A 22,102-nucleotide genomic window follows, 5' to 3' on the forward strand; every position below is an offset into this window, starting at 1 on the left:
ACCCCATTCTCCTTTTTCCATGGACTGCCTCCTTGTTCTTCTTCCACATTGCCTTTACCGCTCCGATGAAGTCCACATCACGATGCGATGCCCGCTCCAGTAAAGCTTCCAGGCCAGGGCAATGGCAATATTCACGGTGACAAAATACCCGGGAATCCGAAGCATGGCATGGGCAAACGGAGCCCTTCTCGCATGCTCGGCGGCGGCAATCCCGTAAAACACAGCCTGCCCCACAAACAGCAGGCAGAAGAAAAACGAAGAGAGCGCAAGGATCAGGTTGGCCCCAAAGGCCACCACGAGGAAAAAGGGAACCAGCCACCTGCAAAGCTTGTGGGCCAGCAGCTGATAGGAAAACAGGCCGTACCTGAAAGGATTCAAAAACCGCCTGTTCTCAAAAAAAACGGTCAGGCCGCGGACCACGGTACGGACCTTCCGGCTCAGCTCTTTGTCCGGGTCTGCGATGTCGTGGTAATACCCCAGGACATTGGGATCGCTCACCCCGCGATACCCCAGGTTCACCGCGGAAAGCAGCATCCTGAAGTCGCTTTGCATCTCCCCGGAAAAATCCCGGCACACCTCTTTCCGGGCGGCAAAAAAAGAGCCGCTGAGTCCCACCACCGAATGAACCAAAGACTCCACCCGCCTCACCCACATCTCATAGCGGACATAGGCCCCTTCCCCGCACGGCTTGCCGTCCCGCGTCAGGAGCCTGTCCTCACTGGAGACACACCCCACCGACGGATCCGCAAAGTTGGCGACAATGGCCCGGATGCCGTGGGGTTCGAGGATGGTGGCCACATCGGAAAAAACCACGATCTCACCGCGGGCACGCTCCAGGGCGGCCTTCTGGGCCCGCTCCTTGCCGCTGCGCCCCGGCATCTCGATGAATTCGACCCCCCGGTCCTCAAAGGTCCTGACAATATCGGCGGTGCCGTCGGTGGATCCGTCGGAGGCCACCACCACCTGAAAGGAGTCTTGCGGGTAGTCCAGGGCAAGGGTGTCCTCGAGTTTTTGCCCGATCCTCTTCTCCTCGTTGTAAGCCGCGATGATAAAGGTCACCGACGGAAGAATGGACATCTTTTGCACCGGGGCATGCCTCGGCCGGATCAGCTTCAGGGACAGGGGGTAGCCAAAGTAAGCGAAAAAAATCATGAACACGGACCCCGCGAACAGCCATGCACTCATCGATCCCCCCCGGGCCGATCCAGCACCCCTTCATACAGTTGATGGTAATGCTCCGCCATGGCCTCGGCGGAGAAACGGTCCTGAACGGTTTTTTCGGCACGGAGGGCCACCTGTTCTCGCAGGTCACCGTTTTCACACAGGGGCACCAGGCACCGGGCAAAATCCCCCGGGTCCCGGGTGGGCACCAGGTACCCGTCCCTGCCGTGGGTGATGATCTCGCCGAGCCCCCCCACATCAGGCGCCACCACAGGCACCCCGGCGGCCATGGCCTCCAGGATGCTCATGGGAATGCCTTCGTGCACGGAGGTGTTGAGGTAGATGTCGATGGACCGGTAAAAAGCGGGCATATCCGTCACATGCCCGGCAAAGGAGAACCGCTCCGATAGCCCTGCAGCCTGGACCCGCCCCTGGAGGGCGTCCCGCAAGGGGCCGTCCCCGGCCAGCCTGAACCGCACCTCAGGCAGGAGGCGCCCCACGGCCTCGGCCGTATCGATCATCAAGGCAAAATCCTTCACCGGGTAAAACCGGCCTGCGGAGCCGATGGTGAGGGTGTTCCCTGCCGGCCGGTGTGCAAGGCCCCCAGAGGGGGTGACCCCATTGTAGACCACACAGGCCTTCCCATCCTTGAGGCCAAAACTGCGAGCCATGGCTCTCCTTAAATCGTCGGAGACACAGACATACCGGTGAAAGCCGTGGGTGAGCAGCAGCATGTTGATCCGTGATACGCATCGTTTCAAAATCCCTGACTCTTTAAGGGAGGTCTCCGGCATCCCGTGCTGGGTGGAGACCAGCCGCGGTCTCTGCACCAGGCCGCAGGCCAGAAAGGCGAGGATGTTCTCCTTGTACCGGTGGGCATGGACAATGTCCGGCGCCGTCTCCTTGAGGATCCTGCGCACCTTCACCAAAAGCGCCCCAAAGGAGAGGGTCTCTTCAGGCACCACCCACACGGGCACGCCCTCTTCCCGGAGGAGGCGGGAGAGCCGCCCCGGGTTCAGGGCGATGACCTGAACGGCCACCCTGCCCGACGCATGCAGGGTCCGGGCAAGGTTCCACGCCATGACCTCGGCACCGGCCCAGAGATCGTCGGAGACAATGTAACAGACGCGCATCATGGCCTTTCGGGTCAGCGTTTAAGAAAAGAGAGGCTCCTGGCCACCAAGTACACCCCGTGATAGAACACATTCGGCACCAGGGCCCGGGGCGTAATGAAACCGAACTTGGTGACGGTGAGCCCCACGTTGAGAGCCACAGCAGCCACCGCTGCCACCATGGCCCCTGCAAAGCGCCCCGTCACCAGCAGGAGAAGGGACAGGCACCACAGAGCGCTGTGGACCGATGCGGCCACGGCCACCTTGGATCGGGTAAAGGCCGCAAAGCTCTGCATGTCCCCGGTGCCGTGCCAGAGTTCCCTTAGAAAAAACGCCTTCACGGTTTTCGGGTACCCCTCGTGGTGGGTCCTGTACCCCGGGTTGATGTGCAGCGCCGCCCCGGCGGCCCGGGCCCTGTCGCAGAAATCCACGTCCTCCCCCGTCACCAGGTCTTCACGAAACCCGCCCACGGCCTCGAACACGGCCCGGGTTGTGATGATGTTTCCCCCGTTGAGGTAGGTAGCGGCGCGGTGGGTCCGACGGACCAGGTGAGCGAACCACACCTCCTCAAGGGCGCTGGGCTCTTCGGAGAGGTCGTACCGGGCCCCGGTCACCACCAGGGGACCGCCCTCCATCAGGGGAAGCTCCTGGCGCAGCTGTCTCACCCACTCTCCGGTGATGAGCACATCGGCGTCCAGAAAGGCCAGGACCGGGGCTGTAGACGAGGCAACCCCGATGTTGCGGGCCCGCGAAATGGTGACGGCCTCGGCAAGGGGGACAAGGGTCACCCCCTCCATCCCCCGGGCAATGACTGCGGTCCCATCGGTGGAGCCGTTGTCCACCACCACCACCTCCTTGAGAAGGTCGTCGTCCAGCAGCTCAAACACACGCCCCAGGGTGGCGCCGATGAACTCTTCTTCATTGTAGGCGGGAATAATGACGGACAGGGATGGACCTTGTATATCCATGGGTCTCCGTTGGCCTTTTCAATATTAGGTTATCAACGATGCCTCCGGCGGCCCTGCCGGAGGCATCGCTGTGATCATTTAAGCCGTGTCAGTTCACCTCAAGGGGACCGACCTCCCCGCCGCCCCAGGGGGCCTCCAGGGTCACGAACATCTTCCAGGGGGACCAGCCCGAGAGGTTTCCCCCTTCGTCGGCCTGTCGGACCCGGGCGTAGTAGGTGGTGCACTGGGCCAGGGAGGCCTGGCCTGCAAGGCTTCCCTGGAAGGCGCCGGAGCTGCTGTTCACCACCAGGGTGTTGCCGGTGCCCGACACTTGCCCGGCCCACACCATGCCGGTCTCCGAAGACGTGGTGCTCACCTGCCCTTCGAACCCGCTCTGGGTGTGGCCCGAATAATCAAAGGCGGTCTTGTAAATGGCGGGGTTCACCGGCGAGCCTGCCATGCCGATGCGTGAGGTGGCGATGACCAGGTTGTCCAGGTACCGCTGCTGGGGCCGGGGGGAGCCACCGTTCCAATAGTTGCCCAAGGAGATCATGTTGATGCCGTAGTCACGCCAGGAACCGATCCAGTTAAGGCCTGTCTGGCGAATCTCCAGCTCCCCGTCAATCCAGAGGTCCTGTTCCCCGTCGCTGTTGCCCGGTGAGTTGAGCTTGACCCGGGACTCGATGCAAATCCAGTGATCGGCGTTGTCCGTGGCGTAGATCTGGGTGCTCCCCGACTTGGCCCCCAGCCAGGTCCCGTTGTTCTGGTCGTTGTAGGTAGTGGAGGTGACGGTGCTGCCGGAGACAAAGGTCTTGGGGTCCGTTCCCAGGGCCAGCTCATTGCCGTGCCACACGTGGGCGATCATGGCCTGGCGCCAGTCCGAGGCGGAAAACACCGAGGCGCGGGTGACTTTTTTGGCGTTGCCCTCCCACCCCTTGGAGAGCTTGATGTAAAACCGCCAGAAGATCTCGTCGAAATCCTCGGAGCTGCGGCTCTTGGAGCCCGCCGGGTTTCGCCCGAAAAAGTAGGAGACCGACCCGGCGCTCACCTGTCCTGCGCTAAACCACTTGGCCACAAGGGACTTGGAGGAGCCGCCGAACCCCTGGTCCGAGGTAATGGACAAGGCGGTGTTGTCCCCGGCGTTGTAGTCGGAGTAGTCGCTGGAAAGGGAAGACGACTCAAAGTCGTCCATGAAAATGGTGTCGTCCCCGGCCACCTCATCCACCACCTCCACGCTGTCCACACGGGGCACCGGCACATTGGAATCGGGAGGATCCGGATCCACGGGTTCGTCCCCACCGTCCTGGGGCCCCACCAGGGGGATGTACGCCCCCATGCTGGCCGCTTCGGATGAGCCGTCCCCGTCCACATCCCGGTTGATGGCCATGTAACCGGCGCTGGAGCTGCTCAAGGCATATCCGGAAAGGGAACTCGGCGAGCTGCCCCCCACGAAGTCCGCGGAGGTGGAGCCCATGAGCTTTGAGTTGGCGCTGCCCCCGGTGTGGCTGCGCCATGCGTTCAGGTCGTAGTTCACCCTGTTTTCGATGACGATGGTCCCGGTGGGGTGCAGGTTCTCGTCCATAACGGAGTTATGGGCCGTGCTCTCATACCGGTGGATGGGAATCTCTTTGGTGAAGACATTGCCCCGGATGTCGTTGTTCCGGGCGCCGTCTGCGTCGTCGCTCAAGAGCAGCTGGGCACCGAACACCGTGTTGTACCAGATCTTGTTGTTGTCCCCGCCGTCCCCGCCGTTTTCGCTGTTCACCCGGAAGTTGGCGTTGGAAACGCCGATGACGTTGTCGTGGATGTAGGCATAGTTGGTGTTGGTGAGGATGGAGTATCGGTTGGCCGTGTCATGGATATAGTTGTAGGCGATCTCAATCTGGGGGGAGTTCGCCGTGTTGGCATGCTTGTAAAAAATGCCGATGGGGGCGTTGGAAAACTCGCAGTGGAGCACCCTGGCCCCGGGGCTGCGGAAGAAAATCACGCCCGCGGTGTTCTGGTGGACGTTGAAGCCGGGCCCCCTCACCGTGCAGTGTTCCATAAGGAGGTTTTCGGCCCGGATTGAAGCCTTCACAAAGGCCACGTTGTCCCCGCCGTCGGTCATCTCGGCCGTGCAGTGGGAGATGGTAAAGTTCGTTGCCGTGGTGTTGTACCCCACATGGAAAAAGATGCCGCCCCCACGAAAATTGATCCCCCTGACGACGTTGTAGTTTCGCTCGATGTCAAACACCTTGGCCGATCCCAGGGTGCTGACAAAGGTCACGTCTTCGTTTTCGTAGTTCCGAAAGGTGATGGGACTTGAGGATGTGCCGTCATTTCCGCTGCTCTTGGTATCGATCTCCGAGGAGATGGTGTAGCTGCCTCCCCGGAAATAGACGGTGTCACCGGCCCGGGCGTTGAACCAGGCCTGCCGGGGCGAGGCCCAGGGATTGTCGATGGTGTTGCTGTCGTAGGAGACGGAATCGCTGCCCCCGGGTGCCACATACAGCGACTTGGCCCGGACCTCCGCGACCCCGGCCCCAATCATGAACAGCACCGCCCACATCACCATGCAACATCGGCCCGCAATCCCCCTTGTCCTTGTCCGTTCGTCCATCATTTTCCTCCATCCACGTTTTTTTTCGACTTGCTTCAAAACCCCATGCAAAAACTCACCGCCGCACGGCCCTCACAAAAGGCCCGCCAACCGACAGCCGAACATCCTGTCCGAATTTGTCATGTCCTCATGCACTGGGACCCTGCTCAATTTGAACACATCACCTCTCCCGTCGTTCCACCCCCACTCGGTGGTCACGGCCGCGGCAAACCCGCACGACTCCACCTGCCGGGCAACGGCGGGATTCCAGTTACCGTTGGGATAGCAAAAGGGCAAAAACCCGGGGTCCACGGCACCCCTGGCACAAAGCTGTGCCATGGAGACAGTCAGCTCCTCGGCCACCTCCTCGTCGCTGAGAAGGGTAAGCAGATGGTGGCCGTGGGTGTGCGACCCGAAGGTGACCAGGCCCGAGGCCCGCATCTCCTCGACTTCCTGCCAGTTGATAAAGGCACGCTTTGCCGGGGCAACCCCCACCTGCCACCTCTCAGATAGAAAGGTGAGCACCTTTTCGATCTCTGCGACGGGCTCTTTTTTCAGAAGGGCCACCGCAGCTTCGATCTGTGCCTCCACGGTCCCTTTGAGCCCCTCCAGGGCCCTCACCCGGCTGTCTCTGCAGGGCTCGGCCTGCTTCGCCGCGCCCTGGCGACCGTAATAAAGGGTTACCAGCCTGTCGGTCCAGAAGGTACGGTTTTCCCCGATGAAGGCGGTGGGCAAAAACACCGTGGCCGGGGCCTTGGCGCGCCTCAGGATCGGGTAGGCATTTTCGTAAAAGTCGATCCACCCGTCATCGAAGGTCAGGACGCAATAGGGACGTCCCGACCCGGCGCCGTTGGCTGAAAGGGCAAGCACGAGGGCTTTTTCAAGGGAGACAATGTCAAAGCGTTCTTTAAGGTAGGCCACATGGGCCTCGAAGGTCTCAGGGGTCACGTACATCCCGGGCTGTGTGGTGCCCGCCGCTTCGGATTCGGGAAGCACGCGATGGTACATGAGAACGGGATAGGCTCCGAAGGAGAGATCGGCCAGCCTCCGGGCCGTCAGCCCCATTCTGCAGTATGCCCAGGCCATGGCCCGCTTCACGGCGCCCTTGGCGCCCGTCAGGTCAAGAAACCCCATGGCTCGCCCCGGAAGGTTCCCACGCCTCGGCCAGGGGGTCTGCGACGTTGACCGTCACGATGATCAACCCCGTGAGGTACCAGAAGTGGGCGTAGTACAGGACCGAAATAAAAGTGGCCGAGGCAAAGAACCCCACCATGGCCACGACAAATCCCAGGCCCAAAGCGCGAAGGAACCCGCGATCTTCGGCTTCATCATCATCCTCTTCGTCTTCGTCCCTGTCCTCATCCCATGCAGATACCCTGATCAGCCAGAAGGCGTCCTTCATATTGGCGTGTACCAAAAGCAGGTAGAGAAGGGTCCCTATAATGCCGGTCTCCGGAATCAGGGTAAACCAGAGGGAGTGGGCGGCACGGCCCCACATGCTCTTCTGGAAATCATCCCCCTGGTATTCGGGAAAACGGATAGGGTAGTTGTTGCCCCCCACCCCCAGGGGATTGTCCAGAAACATCCGCCAGCCCGCGGCCCAGGACTTGAGCCGGGTATCTGCGGTGCTCTCCGACAAATCCGTGATGGTGGCCATCTCATCGATGTACCCGGAGTCCACCCACAACACCACGGCCACGCAGGCCAGGGCCACCAGGGTAAGGGAAAGTGCCCTTCTCTTTGAGAAAAAGCACATGGCAAGACACACCGCCAAAAGCCCCACAAAGCCCCCGCGGGACATGGAGCCCACCACCGTCAGAAGCCCCACCCCCACCCCTGCGAGGAAGAGAAGCCGGAGGCTCCGGCTGCGTTCCGTAACATAGAGGTAGTAGCTGATGGGAAACCACATGTTCATGTACAAAGAGAGGTCGTTCTGATCGTGGAAATAGTGCCCCGGACCGATCCAGCCGTGGGTCATGGAGTAAAAACCGATGTAAATCGACAGGATCACCCCCACCGTCATGACGGTCCGCAGGCGACGGACAGAATCCACGCACACGATAAGGGAAAGCACAAAGGGCATGTAGAGAAGCTGGGTCTTGAAGGCCATAAAGGCGTAATACTGGTTGCGAACAAAGGGAACGTACGCCGCCAGCAACAGAATGAACAGGCCCATGAGCCATATCTGCCGGTACTGAAGGTAGTCTTTGTACCCGTTGATCAAGAGGTAGAAGCACAGAACCAGAGTCAGGATCAGGGCGGGCCGTATGGCGGCGATGGGCAGTACCACCTGGGGCCTGCCGTAATCCACCACAAGGTACATCATGGTGAAAAAAAACCACGACGCGTACTGGGTTCCACGCTCCATGGTTAGCCCGGGTTGCGTTACGTTGGACATAGGCCTTCCGATCCGGTTTCGGGGGGGCAGGGCTCAGGGCCGTGACCCGCTGGTAAATTAGCTTCTGCTCACGCTTCGGAGATCTTCCCCTTCGGGGACTTCCGCGGCCCCAGGTCGGCCCGCGTATAGACCGACAGGGCATAGAGCAAAAATCCGATGGAATAGAAAAACTCGGCGATCTCGGCGTGGGACCAGTGGGCCAGAACCATCATGGCCACCTTTTCGTAAGTTACGGCCACCACAAACAGGGGGACGCAAAGCAGGGGCGCCACGGGAAACCGCAAGGCCTCAAGGAGGGCCCGCACCCTGGGGACCCTCGCGTTCAGCAAGGGAAGGATGACAAAGAGCATGCCGGCCATGGCCGCCAGCACCCGATGGGTGTTGAAAATATGGGAGTACTTGGAGAAAAAAGCCATGTTGTGGACGTTGAGTTCGTTCTGGACATTGATGCTTGAGATGCCCTCCGGAACCTCATAATGAAACATCCACTGCCCCCAGCTCTCCTCTTCCCCGGCAATAAACACAAACATCAGCCCGAAGAGAAGGTAGAACACGATACCCTTGAAAGACCTTTCTACCCGGTACACCTGCCAGGCCCGGACCCAGAACATCAACCCCGAAGCCAGGTAAAGGATCGCCGTCAACAGCTCGGTGTAGGCGCTCTCCTTCACCAGGAGGAGATAGAGCTCCATGTCCGTCACCATGATGATGAAAAAAATCGCCGCCAGACATAAAAACAGCAGCGTCCAGACAAAATACGTGCCGGGTTGATTTGACAGGTCCATTGCCTTTTTCTCGGCCGTGCCGACCCCTGCCCTGTTCATGGTCCCTCCTTCCCGTGGTCTTGCCTCAACGCCACGCTCACATGGCGGCGTTGTAAAAACTCACGACATTGTTGAGGTAGGTTTCCTTTACATGCTCGGTGAACGCCCGCTTTCGGGCGGCCTCACCAAGGACGTCCCTCAAGGCCTTGTCCCCCATGAGCTGCGCCAGTTTTTCCGACAGCTCCGCGGTATTTTCAGGCTCAAAAAGCACCCCGTCCACCCCGTCCCGGATCACGGTGGGGATCCCGTCCACATTGGCCCCGATGCGTGGTTTCCCGGCGGCCATGGACTCCACCAGCACCCGTCCCATGGCCTCCGAACGGGAGGGCAGCACAAAGATGGAGCACCCCCGGATGTGGGCGGGGACCTCCGAGGTCTCCACCGGGGGGTGGTGGAGGATCTGGGGATGATTGCCCATGCATGCCTTAAGCTCCCGGGGGTCCGGGTACCAGCCGAGGATCTTCAGCCGCCACTGGGGGAACTCCGGGGCCACCCGTTTGAAGGCGTCAATGAGGATATCCACCCCCTTGCGCTTGAAGGGGTACCCCACAAAAAGCACCTCGTGGTTCTCGGTCCCGTTTTCCCCGGCAAACCGGTCGATGGGCACATAATTGGAAAAGCTGTGGATGACGTCGGTCTTCATCACCGGTTTGAAGGGGTCCACCTGGGTGGGAAACAGAAGCTTAACCCCGTCGGCCCTTTTGAGGACCCAGGCCTCGATCCTGGGGTAAAAGAACTTCTTCAATTTCACGGAGAGGGTATGGGCGTCGTCCATGTACTCGGCAGGGGATGTGTAGACCCCGTTGACCTCCGGGGCGAACTTCGTGTTTAAGATGGCGGCGGTGACAGCGCCCCAGACCCCGGTTTTCAACGGGTCGTAAGTAACCACCAGGTCGTAGCGGTCCCTTTTCACCCGCGAGGCCAGGGCAAAGGCCACGCAGCGCATGAAAAACAGGATGTTGTACATCAGGTACCGGTCGTACCGGATTTTCGTGAGAATCAACCGAAAATGTCCCGCCTTGCGCACCTTGAGCATGGGCCCGTAGCAAGAGCCCAGCACCACCCCTTGAAAATGGGCCGACAGGTCCTCGTACTTGGACAGTTCCGAAACCTTGCTTAAAGGGCGGGGAACGATAAAGACCAGCTTTTTCCTGTTGCCGTTGCCTTCCATCACACGCTCTCCTCGGTCCATTTTGCTCATGAAATATCCGGGTTAAGGTGGCCCATGAGTTTTTGTGTCAGGGCCTCCCGTGAGAAACAGTCCATGAATTCCTCCACATGATTGTCGGGCAGGGGGCCTTCCGCATACCGGTCCATGGCATCCACAATGGCCCCTTTGATCTCCTCCGATGAGTCCTCGGTGATGACATAGGAGCCGGGGCTGTAACGCCGTATGATCTCCTCAGCCTCACCGGACGGGATGGTGGCCAGAAACGGGATGTTCATGGGGATCCCTTCAAAAAGCTTGGTGCTGAGCATCAACTTCATGATGCGCAGCAGCTGCAAATGGGACCGCTTCATGGCCAGCAGCACCTCGGCGTGGCTCACCCGGCCGTTGACCGTCACCAGGTCCTCCACCCCGTACCGGGCCGCATAGTCGCGAATCGCCCCCTGCTCGGAGCCGTAAAAGAGAAACCGAAAGGTCTCGGGACAGATCCTGTTCTCCTTCTTCAACTGGGCCAGGGCCGAAAAGAAGTTGTCTGCGTACATGTTCAGGGAGGGATTGAACTTGTAGTAGAACTGCCCGGTATAGATGATGGTGAACCTGTCGAACTTCTCCGGGCGATCCGTCACCAGGTGGGTGGCGTCAAAGCCGTTGTGAACGGTCACCACCTTCTCTTTGAACTGGGGGAACTGGGCCGCATACTCACGCCGGGTCTCATCGGTGGTGACGATGAGCAGGTCCGTGTGTTTCAAAAACAGCCTCGCAAAAAAGGCATCGATCTTTTCTTTGGTGCGGCTGGCCTTGGAGCCCTCCACCGTCAACCCGAAGGGGTCGCGAAAATCAAGGACCAGCCGCCTGCCGGTGAGCCGTCGGCAGGCCACGCCGATGAGGGCGGCACTGAAAGGGGAACAGGAGACATAGACGGTATCGATCTTGTGGGCACGGATGAGCTTGACGGCCCGGACAATGGTCAGCGGCACCCACCCCACGAAAAAATCGGGGATGCAGAGGAACTCGTAAAAATAGTTCCGCGACACCCCCCTGTTGAACAGGGAGAGGACCCTGTCCACAAGACCGTTGGCCTTGCCCAGAAACTTGATGGGATTGACAATGGACCGGGTGTAGACCGCGGGCACCCCGTCCGGAGGTGCGTCCGTGCCCAGGGAGCAGTAGTGCCTGTCCGGGTTTTTCACGCTCAGGGCATAGGGGCTCCAGCCGTCCTTTTTCAGGTAGGTGGCAAAGGCAACGCTCCGCTTGCAACCCACATCGGTCAAGGGCGGAAAGTAGTAACACACCATCAAAAGGTTTTTAGATGCCACAGGCGCCCTCAAGAACCGACGTGATCCGCTCACCGGCGTGTCCGTCCCACAGCTCCGGCACGGTGCATGGCTTCCAGCGGCCGGACAGGGCCTTCAGGCTTTCGGTTTTGAGCCTTTCGCCGTCGGATCCCACGATAAGGTTGGAGCCCACATCCACGGTGACGGGGCGCTCCGTGTTTTCCCGGATCGTGATGCAGGGAATCTCAAGGGCCGTGGTCTCCTCCTGGAGCCCGCCGCTGTCTGTGATGACCAGGGCCGCATCCTTCCACAGGTAGAGGAAATCGTTGTAGCCCAGGGGCGGCATGCACAACAGGCCCTCTTTCACGGTGCCGCCGTTGATGGGGAGTTCGCTGAGATACCCGTCCAGGCCGAAGCGCGTGATGTTTTTTCGCGACCGGGGGTGGCAGGGAAAGAGCACTGGCACCTCTCCGGCCAGCTCCCCGAGGGCTGCCAGCATGGCCTCAAGCACTTCGGGGTTGTCCACGTTGGAGGGCCGGTGCATGGTCAGACAGATGTAGTTTCCGCGAATGCTCTGCTTCAGGGTCGCCACCTCCCCCGACACCGCCGAGGCCTCAAGCCTGCCCAGCTGATAAAACAGGTTATCAATCATCACGTTGCCCACGAAATGGACCCGGCCGGGGTCGCACCCAGAAGAGACAAGGTTGGCGGTGGCGCCCTTTTCCGTGGTGAAGAAAATATCGGTGATGGCATCGGTGGCCAGCCGGTTGATCTCTTCGGGCATCAGACGGTCCCCGGAGCGCAGGCCCGCCTCCACATGGATCAGGCTCGCACCCAGTTTTTTGGCCACAAGGCCAGCTGCAATGGTTGAGTTGACGTCCCCCACCACCATCACGTAATCGGGCCGGTCCGTCAGGCAGATCTCCTCGAACTTCATCATCACCGAAGCGGTTTGAAAGGCATGGGTACCGGACCCCACCTCCAGGTTGTGGTCCGGCCTCCGGATGCCCAGCTCCGCGAAAAAGGAGCCGGACATGTTGTGGTCGTAGTGCTGACCGGTATGGACGATCACAGTCTCAAAGGCCGGGGAGGCGTCCATGGCGCGGACGATGGGCGCAATTTTCATGAAATTGGGACGGGCCCCGGCCACGACAAATATCTTTTTTTTCTTCATCTGTTTCACACCCCGTGAAATCAACGGCCGGGCCACGGCATGGCCCGAACCTTAAAAGGATTACGGCTTGGTGGCATCATGGCTCATGCGCAGGCGCTTGATGCCCACCGACACCACCCCGGAGACAGACTCCGCCACCTTGCCGAAGACGGCTCGCTCCAGCTTGAAAAGGACCAGCAGATAGGCCACGCCCCCGCCCACAACGTAGAGGGCCAGCTCAGCCCCCAGGGCAACATCAAAGGGCGCCGAGTCCACCCCGTAGCGCAAAGCCGTCACCCCGCACACCATGGCAACAGACGCCACCAAAGACCCCATGATGTTGGCAACATACGTGGAGACCGGGATCCCGATCTTTCGGATGGTCACAAGGACCCATCCGAGGCAGAGCAGGGGATTGACGGTGAGCCACGGGATGACGATGGCGTTAAGACCGTAAGGGATGACCAGGTAAAAGGAGATGGGCATGCACACGGCGCAGGCCAGCTGGTAGTAAAGCCCCCACTTGGGTCGCCCCTGGGCAAAGTGCACAAAGCTGTTGTTGGCGTTTAAGGCGATGAAAATCTGGGCGATGCACAGGTACCGGAACACATGGATGATGGGGCTCCACTTCTCCGTGAGCAGCAGGGTGACGATGACGTCCCCGGTGAGAAAGCCCCCTAAGAAAAAAGGAATCACAAGGAGCATGGAGACCTTGGTGATGCTTAAGTAAAACCGGTTGAACTCCTCTTTGTTCCCCTGGAGCTTGGCAAAGGCGGAGAAGGCAACCTGGTTGATAAGAGAAACGATCTTTTCCGTGGGGATCTTCGAGAGCTGAAGGGCCAGGGAGTAGTACCCCAGGGTCCCGCTCTGCCACGCGCGCCCGGCAAAGAACTGGTCTGATTTTTCCCAGACATAAAAAACAGACCCGCTGAAGGCCTTTGTGAGCCCGAAGAAAACATAGGGCTTAAGCTCCCGGTAGCTGAAGTGCAGCCGGGGGCAATACCGAGTCTTGGCAAAGACAAAGAAGGTGATGACCGAAAAGGAGATGATCCGCCCCCCCAGAAGGGTCCATGCCCCCCCGCCCCGGGTGGCGATGACCATCATGCCCAGGCACGACACCACGGTGCCCACCATGGTCATGAAGCCCAGGAACTTGAACCCCAGCTCTTTCTTGATGAGGTTCAAGGGGATGATCTGAAGCCCGGACAGGATAAAAATCACGGAAACGGCCTGGGTCAGGGGCACGACCCGGGGCTCCCGGAGGAGATAGGCGGTGAGGTAGGAGAGGGGCACGCAGCTTGCCGCCACCAGGCAGCTCACCCCCAGGGCAAACCAGAACACGCTGGAGAGGTGCTCGGTGACGATGTCCTGCTTCTGGATGATGGCGGCCCCCAAGCCCAACTCGTTAAAGATCTCGGCATAGCCCGTCACAATGGTGGCCATGACCATGAGCCCGTAGTCGTCGGGGACCAGAACCCGGGCGATGTAGATCGTCACCGCCCAGGAGAAGAGCTGGCTGAAGAGACGGAACAGGGCCAGCCAGGAGACGCCCTTGAACGCTTTTTCAACCACTGTCATGATGGGTCCGTCCCGTTCCGCCCGAGATAGAGTGCCTCATACCGTGCCGCCATGGTCTCGGCGCTGAACCGCTCCCAAAAGACCTGCCGTCCGGCTTCCCGGTACGCGGCCAGCCTGGCTTCGTCTTCCAAAAGGTCCGCAGCCTCGGCGGCCAAGGCCCCCGGGTCTGCCGGGGGCACCAGGGAGCCGTTCTCGCCATGGGTAATCACCGACGGGACGCCTCCCACCCGGGTGGCCAGCAAGGGGCAGCCGGCGGCCATGGCCTCGGGGATCACCATGGGCAACCCTTCCCGCAGGGAAGGGAGCACGCACAAATCAAAAAGCCCCAGGAGTTCCGGCACATCCATGCGGGGCCCGATAAAACGGATGCGATCGGTCATGCCAAGGCTCCGGGCCTCCTCTTCCAGGGCCCCCTGCCGGCTGCCCTGCCCGGCAACCACCAGCACGGCCCCGGGAAGACGGGCGGCGATCTCCGGCATGGCCCGGACAAGAAAAATCCCTCCCTTTTCTTCCTCCAGGCGCGCCACAAACCCCAGCACGGGCCCGTCGAAATCCAGGCCCAGTTCACGGGCCTTGGCCCTGCGGTCCACGGGTACGGCGTAGGTCTCCCCGGAGATGCCATTGACGATGGTGGCCAGCTTGGCAGGGGAAATTTTTTCGTAACGCCTCAGGTTGGACACCGTATGATCCGAAACCCCCACCACCTTGTGGGCAACGTGGGAGACCGCCCATTCGGCGGCCATGTACCGCCATTTGTCCGGAAAGGCGCGGGCATGGTCCGTATGGATCCGTCTCTTCACCCCGGCCATGAGGGCGCCCACCATGCCGTCCACAAAGGGCTGGGTGTTGTGGGTATGGATCACCTCGATCTTCTCGCGCCGCAACAAACGCCCCACCTTCATAAACGACAAATAGTCGGTGCCCTCCTTCTGGGGCAGCAGGAAGACGGGGATCCCCATGGCCTCCACCTCCGGGGCAAATTCCCCCAGTTCTCTCAGGCAAAGCACCGAGACATCGAAGCGCTCTTTGTCGATGTGGCGGCACAAATTCACCACCACCTGCTGAAGGCCCCCGATGGCAAGGTCATGGGTGATCTGCATCAACCGAATTTTTTGGTGGACCCCGTTCATGGTACGACCTCCCCACCGGATGTCGCGGTACACGGAAGGACTTTATGAATGCGCTGCCGGTCCCCGTCTGTCACATAGGGATGCACCGGCAGGGTCACCAACCGGCTCGCAACGTCACGGGCCCCGGGGCAGTGGGTGTCCCCGCAATGGGCCCCCATGGGGGAAAGGCAATCCAGGGATCGCGGGTAGGCGGCCATCACGCCCAGGCCAAGACGCTCGCTGGCAGACAAAAGCGCCTGCCTCTGCGTCGGCTCCGACACCAGAAGGGGGTACCTCAAAAGGCCCTCGGCAGGGCTCGTGTGCCCTGCGCCCCTGTCCCCTTGAAGTGCCTCGGCCCAGGCACCGGTATGTCGGCGCCGCGCAGATGACGCCTCTTCCAGCCGCTGTTGCCAGCCACGGGCCAGCCCTGCCTGAAAGCCGGACATGCGTTTTAAGGAAAAATCGGTATCAAAGTGGGTCTCCCCAAGTCTCAAAAACGGAAGGGCCTTGGGAATCCAGAAGAACCTGGGGTCCATGAGCAGAGCAAGGGCTGCAGCCTGCACCCCAAGGTTCACGATATCAAGGGCCGAGTACCCGTCAAAAGACGAAAGCTCATCATTAAGGGCTGCGGCAAGATCCCCGTTGTCGGTGAGGACCACACCCCCCTCCACCGTGGAGAGGGCCTTGCCCCGCCCCAAACTGAAAAAACCCACGTCACCCAGGGTTCCCAGGGGCTTGCCCCGGAGACGCCCCCCCAGGGCCTGGGCCGCGTCTTCGACGACCGTCACCGGGGTCCCGGCCGTGAGCTTTCGCACCTCCGGCACGTCCGAGGCCACCCCGAAGAGATGGGTCGGCATCACGGCCAGAATGTCATCGCCCCGCTCGGCAAGGAGCCGGGAGAGGCGCGTAAAATCAAAATCCAGGGTTGCCGGGTCGATGTCGCAGAGGCACACCGTAAGCCCTGCCCGCTTCACGGCCGAAGGAACGGAGTAGCAGGTGTAGGCAGGGATCACCACCTCCTTGCGGGACGGGTTGAGCCGCTGCAGGGCCTTGAGGATAAGGTAGAGGCAGGCCTTGCCCGACGAGACGAGAATCACGTGGGACGCTCCGTGGTGCGCTTTGAGCTCGTCTTCAAAGCGCCGGAGTTCAGTCTTCCCGCGCATCAGGCCCTTGAGGCCGTTCAGCACGCTTTTCAAGGGCACGGGGGCGGCAGCGGGCGGCAGTGTACGTCCCAGTCTCACAGGCTGATCTGCCCCCTCACCATGGGCCCGATGACCCGGGTCACGGGAACAGGCAGCTTTTTCCAGAAGGCCATGGCCTTGCCGAACCGATCCCGCTCTCCGGCGGGGCCTTCGGATCGGGGCTGTACTCCGGGGGTAAACCTGTACCAGTACAAGGGGTGGGGCTCCGGCCCCCACTGTTTTTTAAACCGGTAGGTCCCCTCCCCCGGGGTGGACCGGCCGAAGTCAAAGGAGGTGTGCCCCGCATCGCAGGCGAACTCCAGCATGCGCCAGTACAAGAGCATGTTGGGGCTCATCTTGTTGAACCGCCTCCGGGTGGAGGCCCAGGGGTTCTGGAGGGCCTTTCCAAAGGAACAGACCATGGCAGCGGACACGGGCTCCCCCTCTTTTTCCACCAGGATGATGTTGGCCTTGCCGGAAAAGCGCTCCATCACTCGGTGAAAGAGCTTTTTGGAGTGCACCGGAGACCCTAAGTCCCGCATGTTCTCGGCAAACACCGTATAAAAAGGGGTCACCAGCTCGTCCCCTCCCACCCGCGCCGAGAGCCCATCCCGGGTTCCCCGGGAGATCTGATTCCTGAGCTTGGACTTAAACGAACTCCACAGCTCCTCGGACGAAGCCGGAAGGGAGAGCACCATGCGCGCCTTGTCCCGGGCCACGGTGAGGGTATACACCCCGGCCCCCATGTCCAGGGTCTCCTTTCCGTCAAAGGACTCTAAGGTTCCGGCCTGCCTTACCTCCACACAGCGCGACCCGGTTTCACGACCGATCTCAAGGGCCCGTGTCACAAGGGCCTGCTCGATCTCCGGGGTGTCGGCCACCACCCCGGCCATGTCCACGTAAGGCATGGAGACGAGCTTGTGGCCAAAAATCCGGGACCGCATGGCCACCAGGGGAAGCACCCCCACCACCTCGTCGGCGCCGTGGCGCCTCTCCAAGGCCGTTAGGCGAATGTCCCGATGGCCGTAAATCTCCCTGACCAGCGCCCCCCATTGGGCCATGGCGTAAAGCGAACCGCTGCCGTGGGCGAACAGGTAGGCGTTCCAGGCCTCCTCCGTGACGGTACGATCCGTCTCTGTGTTCACGATGTGCATGGGGTCCCCTTTAGCCTTCGGTCGAATCGTTGGCGACCTTGTCAAGGTGCTTGGAGCAGGTGGAAAAGACAAACCCGTCGAGGCGCTTCAGGAGGTAGGTGAGTTTGGCGAGGCAGTGGCCCAGGTTGAGGTAATGACGAAACTTGAACATGGGCGAGGCCTGACGGACGCGGGGCTGGTGCGGGTCGATCTCCCAGGGATGGAGATAAAAGTGAAACACCCCGTCCCGCGCGGCTTCAGCCTTGACCCCCCTTAGGTACAGCCCCTTGGGAATCAGGCGGAAAAAGCCCCCGCCCCCCCAGGGCACCGTGCGTCCGGCCACGGACAAATTGCTCACCGGCAGCTCGTAGAGGCCGTTGGCAAGTCGGGCCACCCCCCGGTCCGGGGGGGGCATGTCGTCAAAGCTGCCGTAACGGGCGTTGCCCCCATAGGAGTTGTAGCTGGCATCATAACGGTATCCGCACTCGGCCAGGAGCCGGATCAGGCGCGGCTCGATGGAAAAACTCGGGGCCCTGTACCCGGCCACGGGTTTTCCCAGGATATCCTCCAGGCATTGACGGCTTGCCACCAGGTCTTCGGTGAGCTCATCGTCGGCACAGGTGGGCACCAGCTGATGGTTGTACCCGTGGGATGCCACCTCGTGACCACGGGCGTCCATCTCGCGGATAAGCTCCGGGCACCGGGCCGCCACCCAGCCGAGAACAAAAAAGGTTATCTTCACGGGCTGGCTGCCCCCCAGGGCCTCCAGGCTGTCCATGAGCCGCAGGGTGTTGTCCACCACGCGAAGCTCCCGGCTGCCCCAGGAGTCAAAGGGGATCCAGGGCTTGAAGTTCTCCACCTGGAACCAGTCTTCCACGTCCACGGTCAGCAGGAACACCGGGGGCTCCTGCCCCACGGCATCCTGTGCCAGACCGCTGTGTTCCTGCTCATCCGCCCTTGCCAGCGGTTCGGCCCTGTGCATGGTCCGTCACCTCGCGCCCTCATTTGCTCGGACGCCGATGCCCCTTTGTCCCCGACACATCACAACGTGAAGAGGTTCAAGGTCATCAGCACCCTGTTTTCCTTGTACTCAAAGGTATTGTCCTCGGACTCCCGTGCGCGGAAGGTATAATCCAGGCGCACGACGGCCCGACGCATCAGCTGGTATTCGATGCCGCCCCCCACAATCAGGGAAAGATCCTTGCGGTCATCCTGATTGGGGCGGTTGTCCTCGTAGGCGTCCCCCCGCAACTCGCCCAGTGCGCTGCACCGCCAGTCCTGGGTGAGGCTGTAGAGGCCCGTGGCCCTTGCAAGGGCATAGGTATTGAACCCGGGGTTTTCCGACTCCAGAAACTCCTCTTCGTACCCGCTGGTAAAGGTCAACACCACCTCGCCCCGGCGCCACCCATGGGTGGCCACCACATTGGCCACCAGAGAGGGGTAGATCTCGGTGTCGGCATCATCCTGGTCGTAGACCAGAAAACCGGCCCCTACATCGTACTGAAGATTTTTCTTCTCTCCTGCGATGCCCACCAGGGGGTTCAAGGTGTTGTAGTTTGCCCTGGCGTCCCCGGAGGTGGTGGAAAACCCCAGCCGGGCAAACAGACGCCGTTGCCGGTCGATGCCGCGCTCGGCCCCCACCACGCCGTTGAAGACGTCATAGGTGGTGTCGTCGTCGTACTCGCCGGTGGCGTAGCCCACATCAAAGGTTGCAAAATCCAGGTCCTGAATCCGGTGCCGACCATTGATTCGCCCCTCATACTCCCTGCCGTCCTGGGAGAGGCTCTCCTCATCGTAGTCCAGGTCCTCCCCGCTCACGACAAAGCCCAGGCTCTCGTCCCTGCCGGTAAGCCAGGTACCGGTGAGACTCGAAAAAAAGTTGGTGTAAGGCAGACGGGAGGATCGCTGGGAGTTGAACCGGTCCCGGTTCTCCTCTTCGCTTCGGACAAACCGGGTGTCCAGCGCCAGATTGACGTTGCGGGAGACGTTCCCGGACAGCACCAAGTCCGCATTGTGCCCGGTGAAATCCAGGTCCGTGTTTTCGTCGTACCAGGTAAAGCGAGGCTGGTATCTCAGTTCCGTCAAAAGGCGCTGCCACTGTTTTGTGGCCTCGATCCAGGGCGCGACGCGGTAGATGATATCGTCGGTCTCGTCCCCTTCGTCCAGGAACAGGTTGTCGTTGTATTCCACCTGGGTTTCCAACCCGAGGCGTACATCGGCCCGTACGGGATCCGTTGCCACGCCTCCGCCCAGGGCGACGGCCAGAAACACCAGCGCGGGGACCACCCATTTGCGGCTGTCTGTTGCCGTCCTGCGCGCCCTCATCATCAAGGCACCATGATGGTGTCATCGGCCAGGAGCACGATGTTTCCCTTCAAATCCTTTCCCGAGAGAATATCGTGGTAGTTGATGCGGATCCTGGTGTCCCCCTGATCGTTTCGCCTCAGCACGAAGATATCTTTTTTGTTGGCCCACTCGGTGAACCCGCCTGCAATGGCAAAGGCCTGGAGCACGGTAAGCTCCTTGGCCAGGGGGTATTCACCGGCTTGGACCACCTCTCCCAGGATATAAAATCGCTGGCTTCGGGCTTCCCTTAAGATCACCGTGACCACCGGGTTGTCGATATACCTGCGCAGCGCGCTCTCCAAATTGGCCTTGAGCTGCCGGGTGGTCCTGCCCGCGGCGGTGACGTCGCTCACCAGGGGCAGGGTGATCTTGCCGTCCAGGCGAATCACCGTGTTTTCAAGGGAGAAATCGGGTTCTTTCCACACCAGCACGTCGATGACGTCCCCAAAGCCCAGGGTGTAGCTCTCCGGGCTCTTGGCCTTATTTGTCTCGGCCAGAGCCCCTCCGATACCCGTGCCACATGTCACCATCAGACAGACCGCCAGAATGACCGCCATACGCGATTGATTAGACATAGCTCCGCCCCTCGGGTTACAGAACCCTCTTCAAACGTTGATTTTTTGTTGACAAAAAGCCGCGAAGTAGAAAGCCAAAACGCCTGCTAAAAGGGGGATAAGCCCACCTTCAATATCGGCGATTCAACCATATCGCCAAACGGTCGAAGGCCCGGTCAACGCGCCCCCACACCGAAAAGCACCGTCCTGATCGTGCGAAAAATAATGACGATATCCATGAACAGGTTCATGTTCTTGATGTAAAAAAGGTCGTAGTTGAGCTTTTCCATGGCGTCCTCCACGGAATCGCCGTACTCGTAGCGAACCTGGGCCCACCCGGTCACCCCGGGGCGCACGGTGAATCGCTCCCCGTAGTAGGGAATCTCGGCCTCCAGCTGCTCGACAAAATGGGCCCTCTCCGGCCGCGGCCCCACCAGGCTCATGTCCCCTTTCAGGACATTGAACAGCTGGGGGAGCTCATCCACGCGCCATTTCCGAATAAAAAGCCCCACCCGGGTCACCCGGGAATCGTTTTTCAGGGCCCACACCGGGCCGGACTCCTTTTCCGCGTTCTCCACCATGGACCGAAGCTTGTAGAGCTTGTAAGGCTTGTGCCCCTGCCCCAGCCGTTCCTGGGCAAACAGGAGCGGACCCCTTGAGTCCAGCTTGATAAAGACGGCGGCCACCAGCATCACAGGGGAGAAGAGGACCAGCAGGGTCAGCGAAACCACGATGTCCTCCAGACGCTTGAGCATGCTGCGCAGGCGGCCTTTCCTGAACCCGTCTGAAAAGATGAGCCACCCCGGGTTGATGGAGGAGACCAGAAATTTCCCGGTGAGCATTTCGTAGAAGGTGTTGCCGTCCATGACATCGATGCCGTTCATGCGGCACAAAAGAAGCTCATCCACGGGCAGGCTGCCCCGCTTCTCTTTTAACGCCACCACGATGCGCTCCACCTCAAACTCTTCGGCGGTCGTCGCCAGCTTCTCGTAGGAGTGATGGTGCGGTGTACTCAAGGTGTCGAGTCCGTCCACGTGCTTTTCGGTGACCAGGACCTCCACGCTGTACCCGCAGTCGATCTCGCGTTCGATCTCCCGACAGATATCCACGGCAAAGTCGCCGTCCCCCACCACCATGATCTTCTGGCTGAACATGCCCGTCTTCAAAATGAAGACATAGACAAACCGCCAGGTCGACAGCACCATGACCACCACGGGCACGTAGACGAGAAAGAACTCCGTGGCCAGCCTGGCCCGGCTGAAACCGATATAGATCAGAGCCAGCAGGATCAGGGCCATGCCCAGGGCTTGAAACAGCTTGACGGCCAGGTCCAGGTAGCCGCTGATATCCCTGAGGCTGTAGACATTGTTGCAATAGAGGCAGAAGACACACACCAGGATGATGCACACCGCCTTCAGGTGAAGGCCCGAGTGGTCACTCCAGGGACTCCCACCGGAAACGATGAACCAGGTAAGCAGCAGGCACACATAGAGCAGCAGGCTCTCCAGAAGGACCAGAAAGATATTTCTAATCGTGTAATACCGTTCAAATAGATTGATCATGGAAATACCCGAGCCCCGTCTGAT

General features: G+C 60.6%; 18 protein-coding genes. All 18 read right to left on the reverse strand.

All coding sequences use genetic code 11. The annotated features are described in order from the left end of the window. Positions 1–54: 54 nt before the first annotated feature. Positions 55–1,152, reverse strand: a complete 1,098-nt coding sequence (locus tag ACOYW0_RS06100) for a glycosyltransferase family 2 protein (protein WP_482417665.1) — start codon at positions 1,150–1,152, stop codon at positions 55–57. A 29-nt stretch (positions 1,153–1,181) separates the two neighbouring features. Then, a complete protein-coding gene (locus ACOYW0_RS06105; RefSeq protein ID WP_482417666.1) occupies positions 1,182–2,297 on the reverse strand; it encodes a glycosyltransferase family 4 protein in 1,116 nt (371 codons plus the stop codon). Positions 2,298–2,308: 11 nt separating this feature from the next. After that, positions 2,309–3,241 (reverse strand): glycosyltransferase family 2 protein, encoded by a 933-nt coding sequence (locus tag ACOYW0_RS06110; protein ID WP_482417667.1) that lies wholly within the window; start codon positions 3,239–3,241, stop codon positions 2,309–2,311. Between the two features lie 88 nt (positions 3,242–3,329). Further along, on the reverse strand, positions 3,330–5,759 hold the full coding sequence (locus ACOYW0_RS06115; RefSeq protein ID WP_482417668.1) for a right-handed parallel beta-helix repeat-containing protein: 2,430 nt from the start codon (positions 5,757–5,759) through the stop codon (positions 3,330–3,332). Positions 5,760–5,891: 132 nt separating this feature from the next. Beyond that, positions 5,892–6,932, reverse strand: a complete 1,041-nt coding sequence (locus ACOYW0_RS06120) for a polysaccharide deacetylase family protein (protein WP_482417669.1) — start codon at positions 6,930–6,932, stop codon at positions 5,892–5,894. Then, positions 6,919–8,196 (reverse strand): O-antigen ligase family protein, encoded by a 1,278-nt coding sequence (locus tag ACOYW0_RS06125; RefSeq protein WP_482417670.1) that lies wholly within the window; start codon positions 8,194–8,196, stop codon positions 6,919–6,921. The genes ACOYW0_RS06120 and ACOYW0_RS06125 overlap by 14 nt, the downstream gene beginning before the upstream one ends. A 68-nt stretch (positions 8,197–8,264) precedes the next feature. After that, positions 8,265–9,020, reverse strand: coding sequence for a hypothetical protein (locus ACOYW0_RS06130; protein WP_482417671.1), 756 nt, complete (start codon positions 9,018–9,020; stop codon positions 8,265–8,267). A 37-nt stretch (positions 9,021–9,057) separates the two neighbouring features. Further along, the gene (locus ACOYW0_RS06135; RefSeq protein ID WP_482417672.1) at positions 9,058–10,221 is read right to left on the reverse strand and encodes a glycosyltransferase family 4 protein; all 1,164 of its coding nucleotides are present in this window, start codon (positions 10,219–10,221) and stop codon (positions 9,058–9,060) included. Further along, entirely contained in the window at positions 10,218–11,504 is a 1,287-nt protein-coding gene (locus ACOYW0_RS06140) for a glycosyltransferase (protein WP_482417673.1), read from the reverse strand. The genes ACOYW0_RS06135 and ACOYW0_RS06140 overlap by 4 nt, the downstream gene beginning before the upstream one ends. Further along, positions 11,494–12,636, reverse strand: a complete 1,143-nt coding sequence (gene wecB, locus ACOYW0_RS06145; protein ID WP_482417674.1) for a non-hydrolyzing UDP-N-acetylglucosamine 2-epimerase — start codon at positions 12,634–12,636, stop codon at positions 11,494–11,496. Before wecB ends, ACOYW0_RS06140 begins: the two co-directional genes overlap by 11 nt. Positions 12,637–12,696: 60 nt before the next feature. Next, positions 12,697–14,193: a lipopolysaccharide biosynthesis protein gene (locus tag ACOYW0_RS06150; protein ID WP_482417675.1), complete on the reverse strand. Its 1,497-nt coding sequence runs from the start codon at positions 14,191–14,193 to the stop codon at positions 12,697–12,699. Next, a complete protein-coding gene (locus tag ACOYW0_RS06155) occupies positions 14,190–15,323 on the reverse strand; it encodes a glycosyltransferase (protein ID WP_482417676.1) in 1,134 nt (377 codons plus the stop codon). Before ACOYW0_RS06155 ends, ACOYW0_RS06150 begins: the two co-directional genes overlap by 4 nt. Continuing rightward, positions 15,320–16,543: a DegT/DnrJ/EryC1/StrS family aminotransferase gene (locus tag ACOYW0_RS06160; RefSeq protein WP_482417677.1), complete on the reverse strand. Its 1,224-nt coding sequence runs from the start codon at positions 16,541–16,543 to the stop codon at positions 15,320–15,322. The genes ACOYW0_RS06155 and ACOYW0_RS06160 overlap by 4 nt, the downstream gene beginning before the upstream one ends. Next, positions 16,540–17,637 carry a FemAB family XrtA/PEP-CTERM system-associated protein gene (locus ACOYW0_RS06165; RefSeq protein ID WP_482417678.1) on the reverse strand — a complete coding sequence of 366 codons (1,098 nt, stop codon included), beginning with the start codon at positions 17,635–17,637 and terminating at the stop codon, positions 16,540–16,542. The genes ACOYW0_RS06160 and ACOYW0_RS06165 overlap by 4 nt, the downstream gene beginning before the upstream one ends. A 10-nt stretch (positions 17,638–17,647) precedes the next feature. Continuing rightward, the gene (locus ACOYW0_RS06170) at positions 17,648–18,598 is read right to left on the reverse strand and encodes a DUF3473 domain-containing protein (protein WP_482417679.1); all 951 of its coding nucleotides are present in this window, start codon (positions 18,596–18,598) and stop codon (positions 17,648–17,650) included. A gap of 59 nt (positions 18,599–18,657) precedes the next feature. Continuing rightward, complete coding sequence (locus ACOYW0_RS06175) at positions 18,658–19,944, reverse strand: outer membrane beta-barrel protein (protein ID WP_482417680.1); 1,287 nt, start codon at positions 19,942–19,944, stop codon at positions 18,658–18,660. Then, the gene (locus ACOYW0_RS06180; RefSeq protein ID WP_482417681.1) at positions 19,944–20,537 is read right to left on the reverse strand and encodes a polysaccharide biosynthesis/export family protein; all 594 of its coding nucleotides are present in this window, start codon (positions 20,535–20,537) and stop codon (positions 19,944–19,946) included. The genes ACOYW0_RS06175 and ACOYW0_RS06180 overlap by 1 nt, the downstream gene beginning before the upstream one ends. A gap of 155 nt (positions 20,538–20,692) precedes the next feature. Continuing rightward, positions 20,693–22,078 carry a TIGR03013 family XrtA/PEP-CTERM system glycosyltransferase gene (locus ACOYW0_RS06185; RefSeq protein WP_482417682.1) on the reverse strand — a complete coding sequence of 462 codons (1,386 nt, stop codon included), beginning with the start codon at positions 22,076–22,078 and terminating at the stop codon, positions 20,693–20,695. Positions 22,079–22,102 lie beyond the last annotated feature (24 nt).

Source organism: Desulfoluna sp. HI9BLuna (assembly GCF_056829775.1).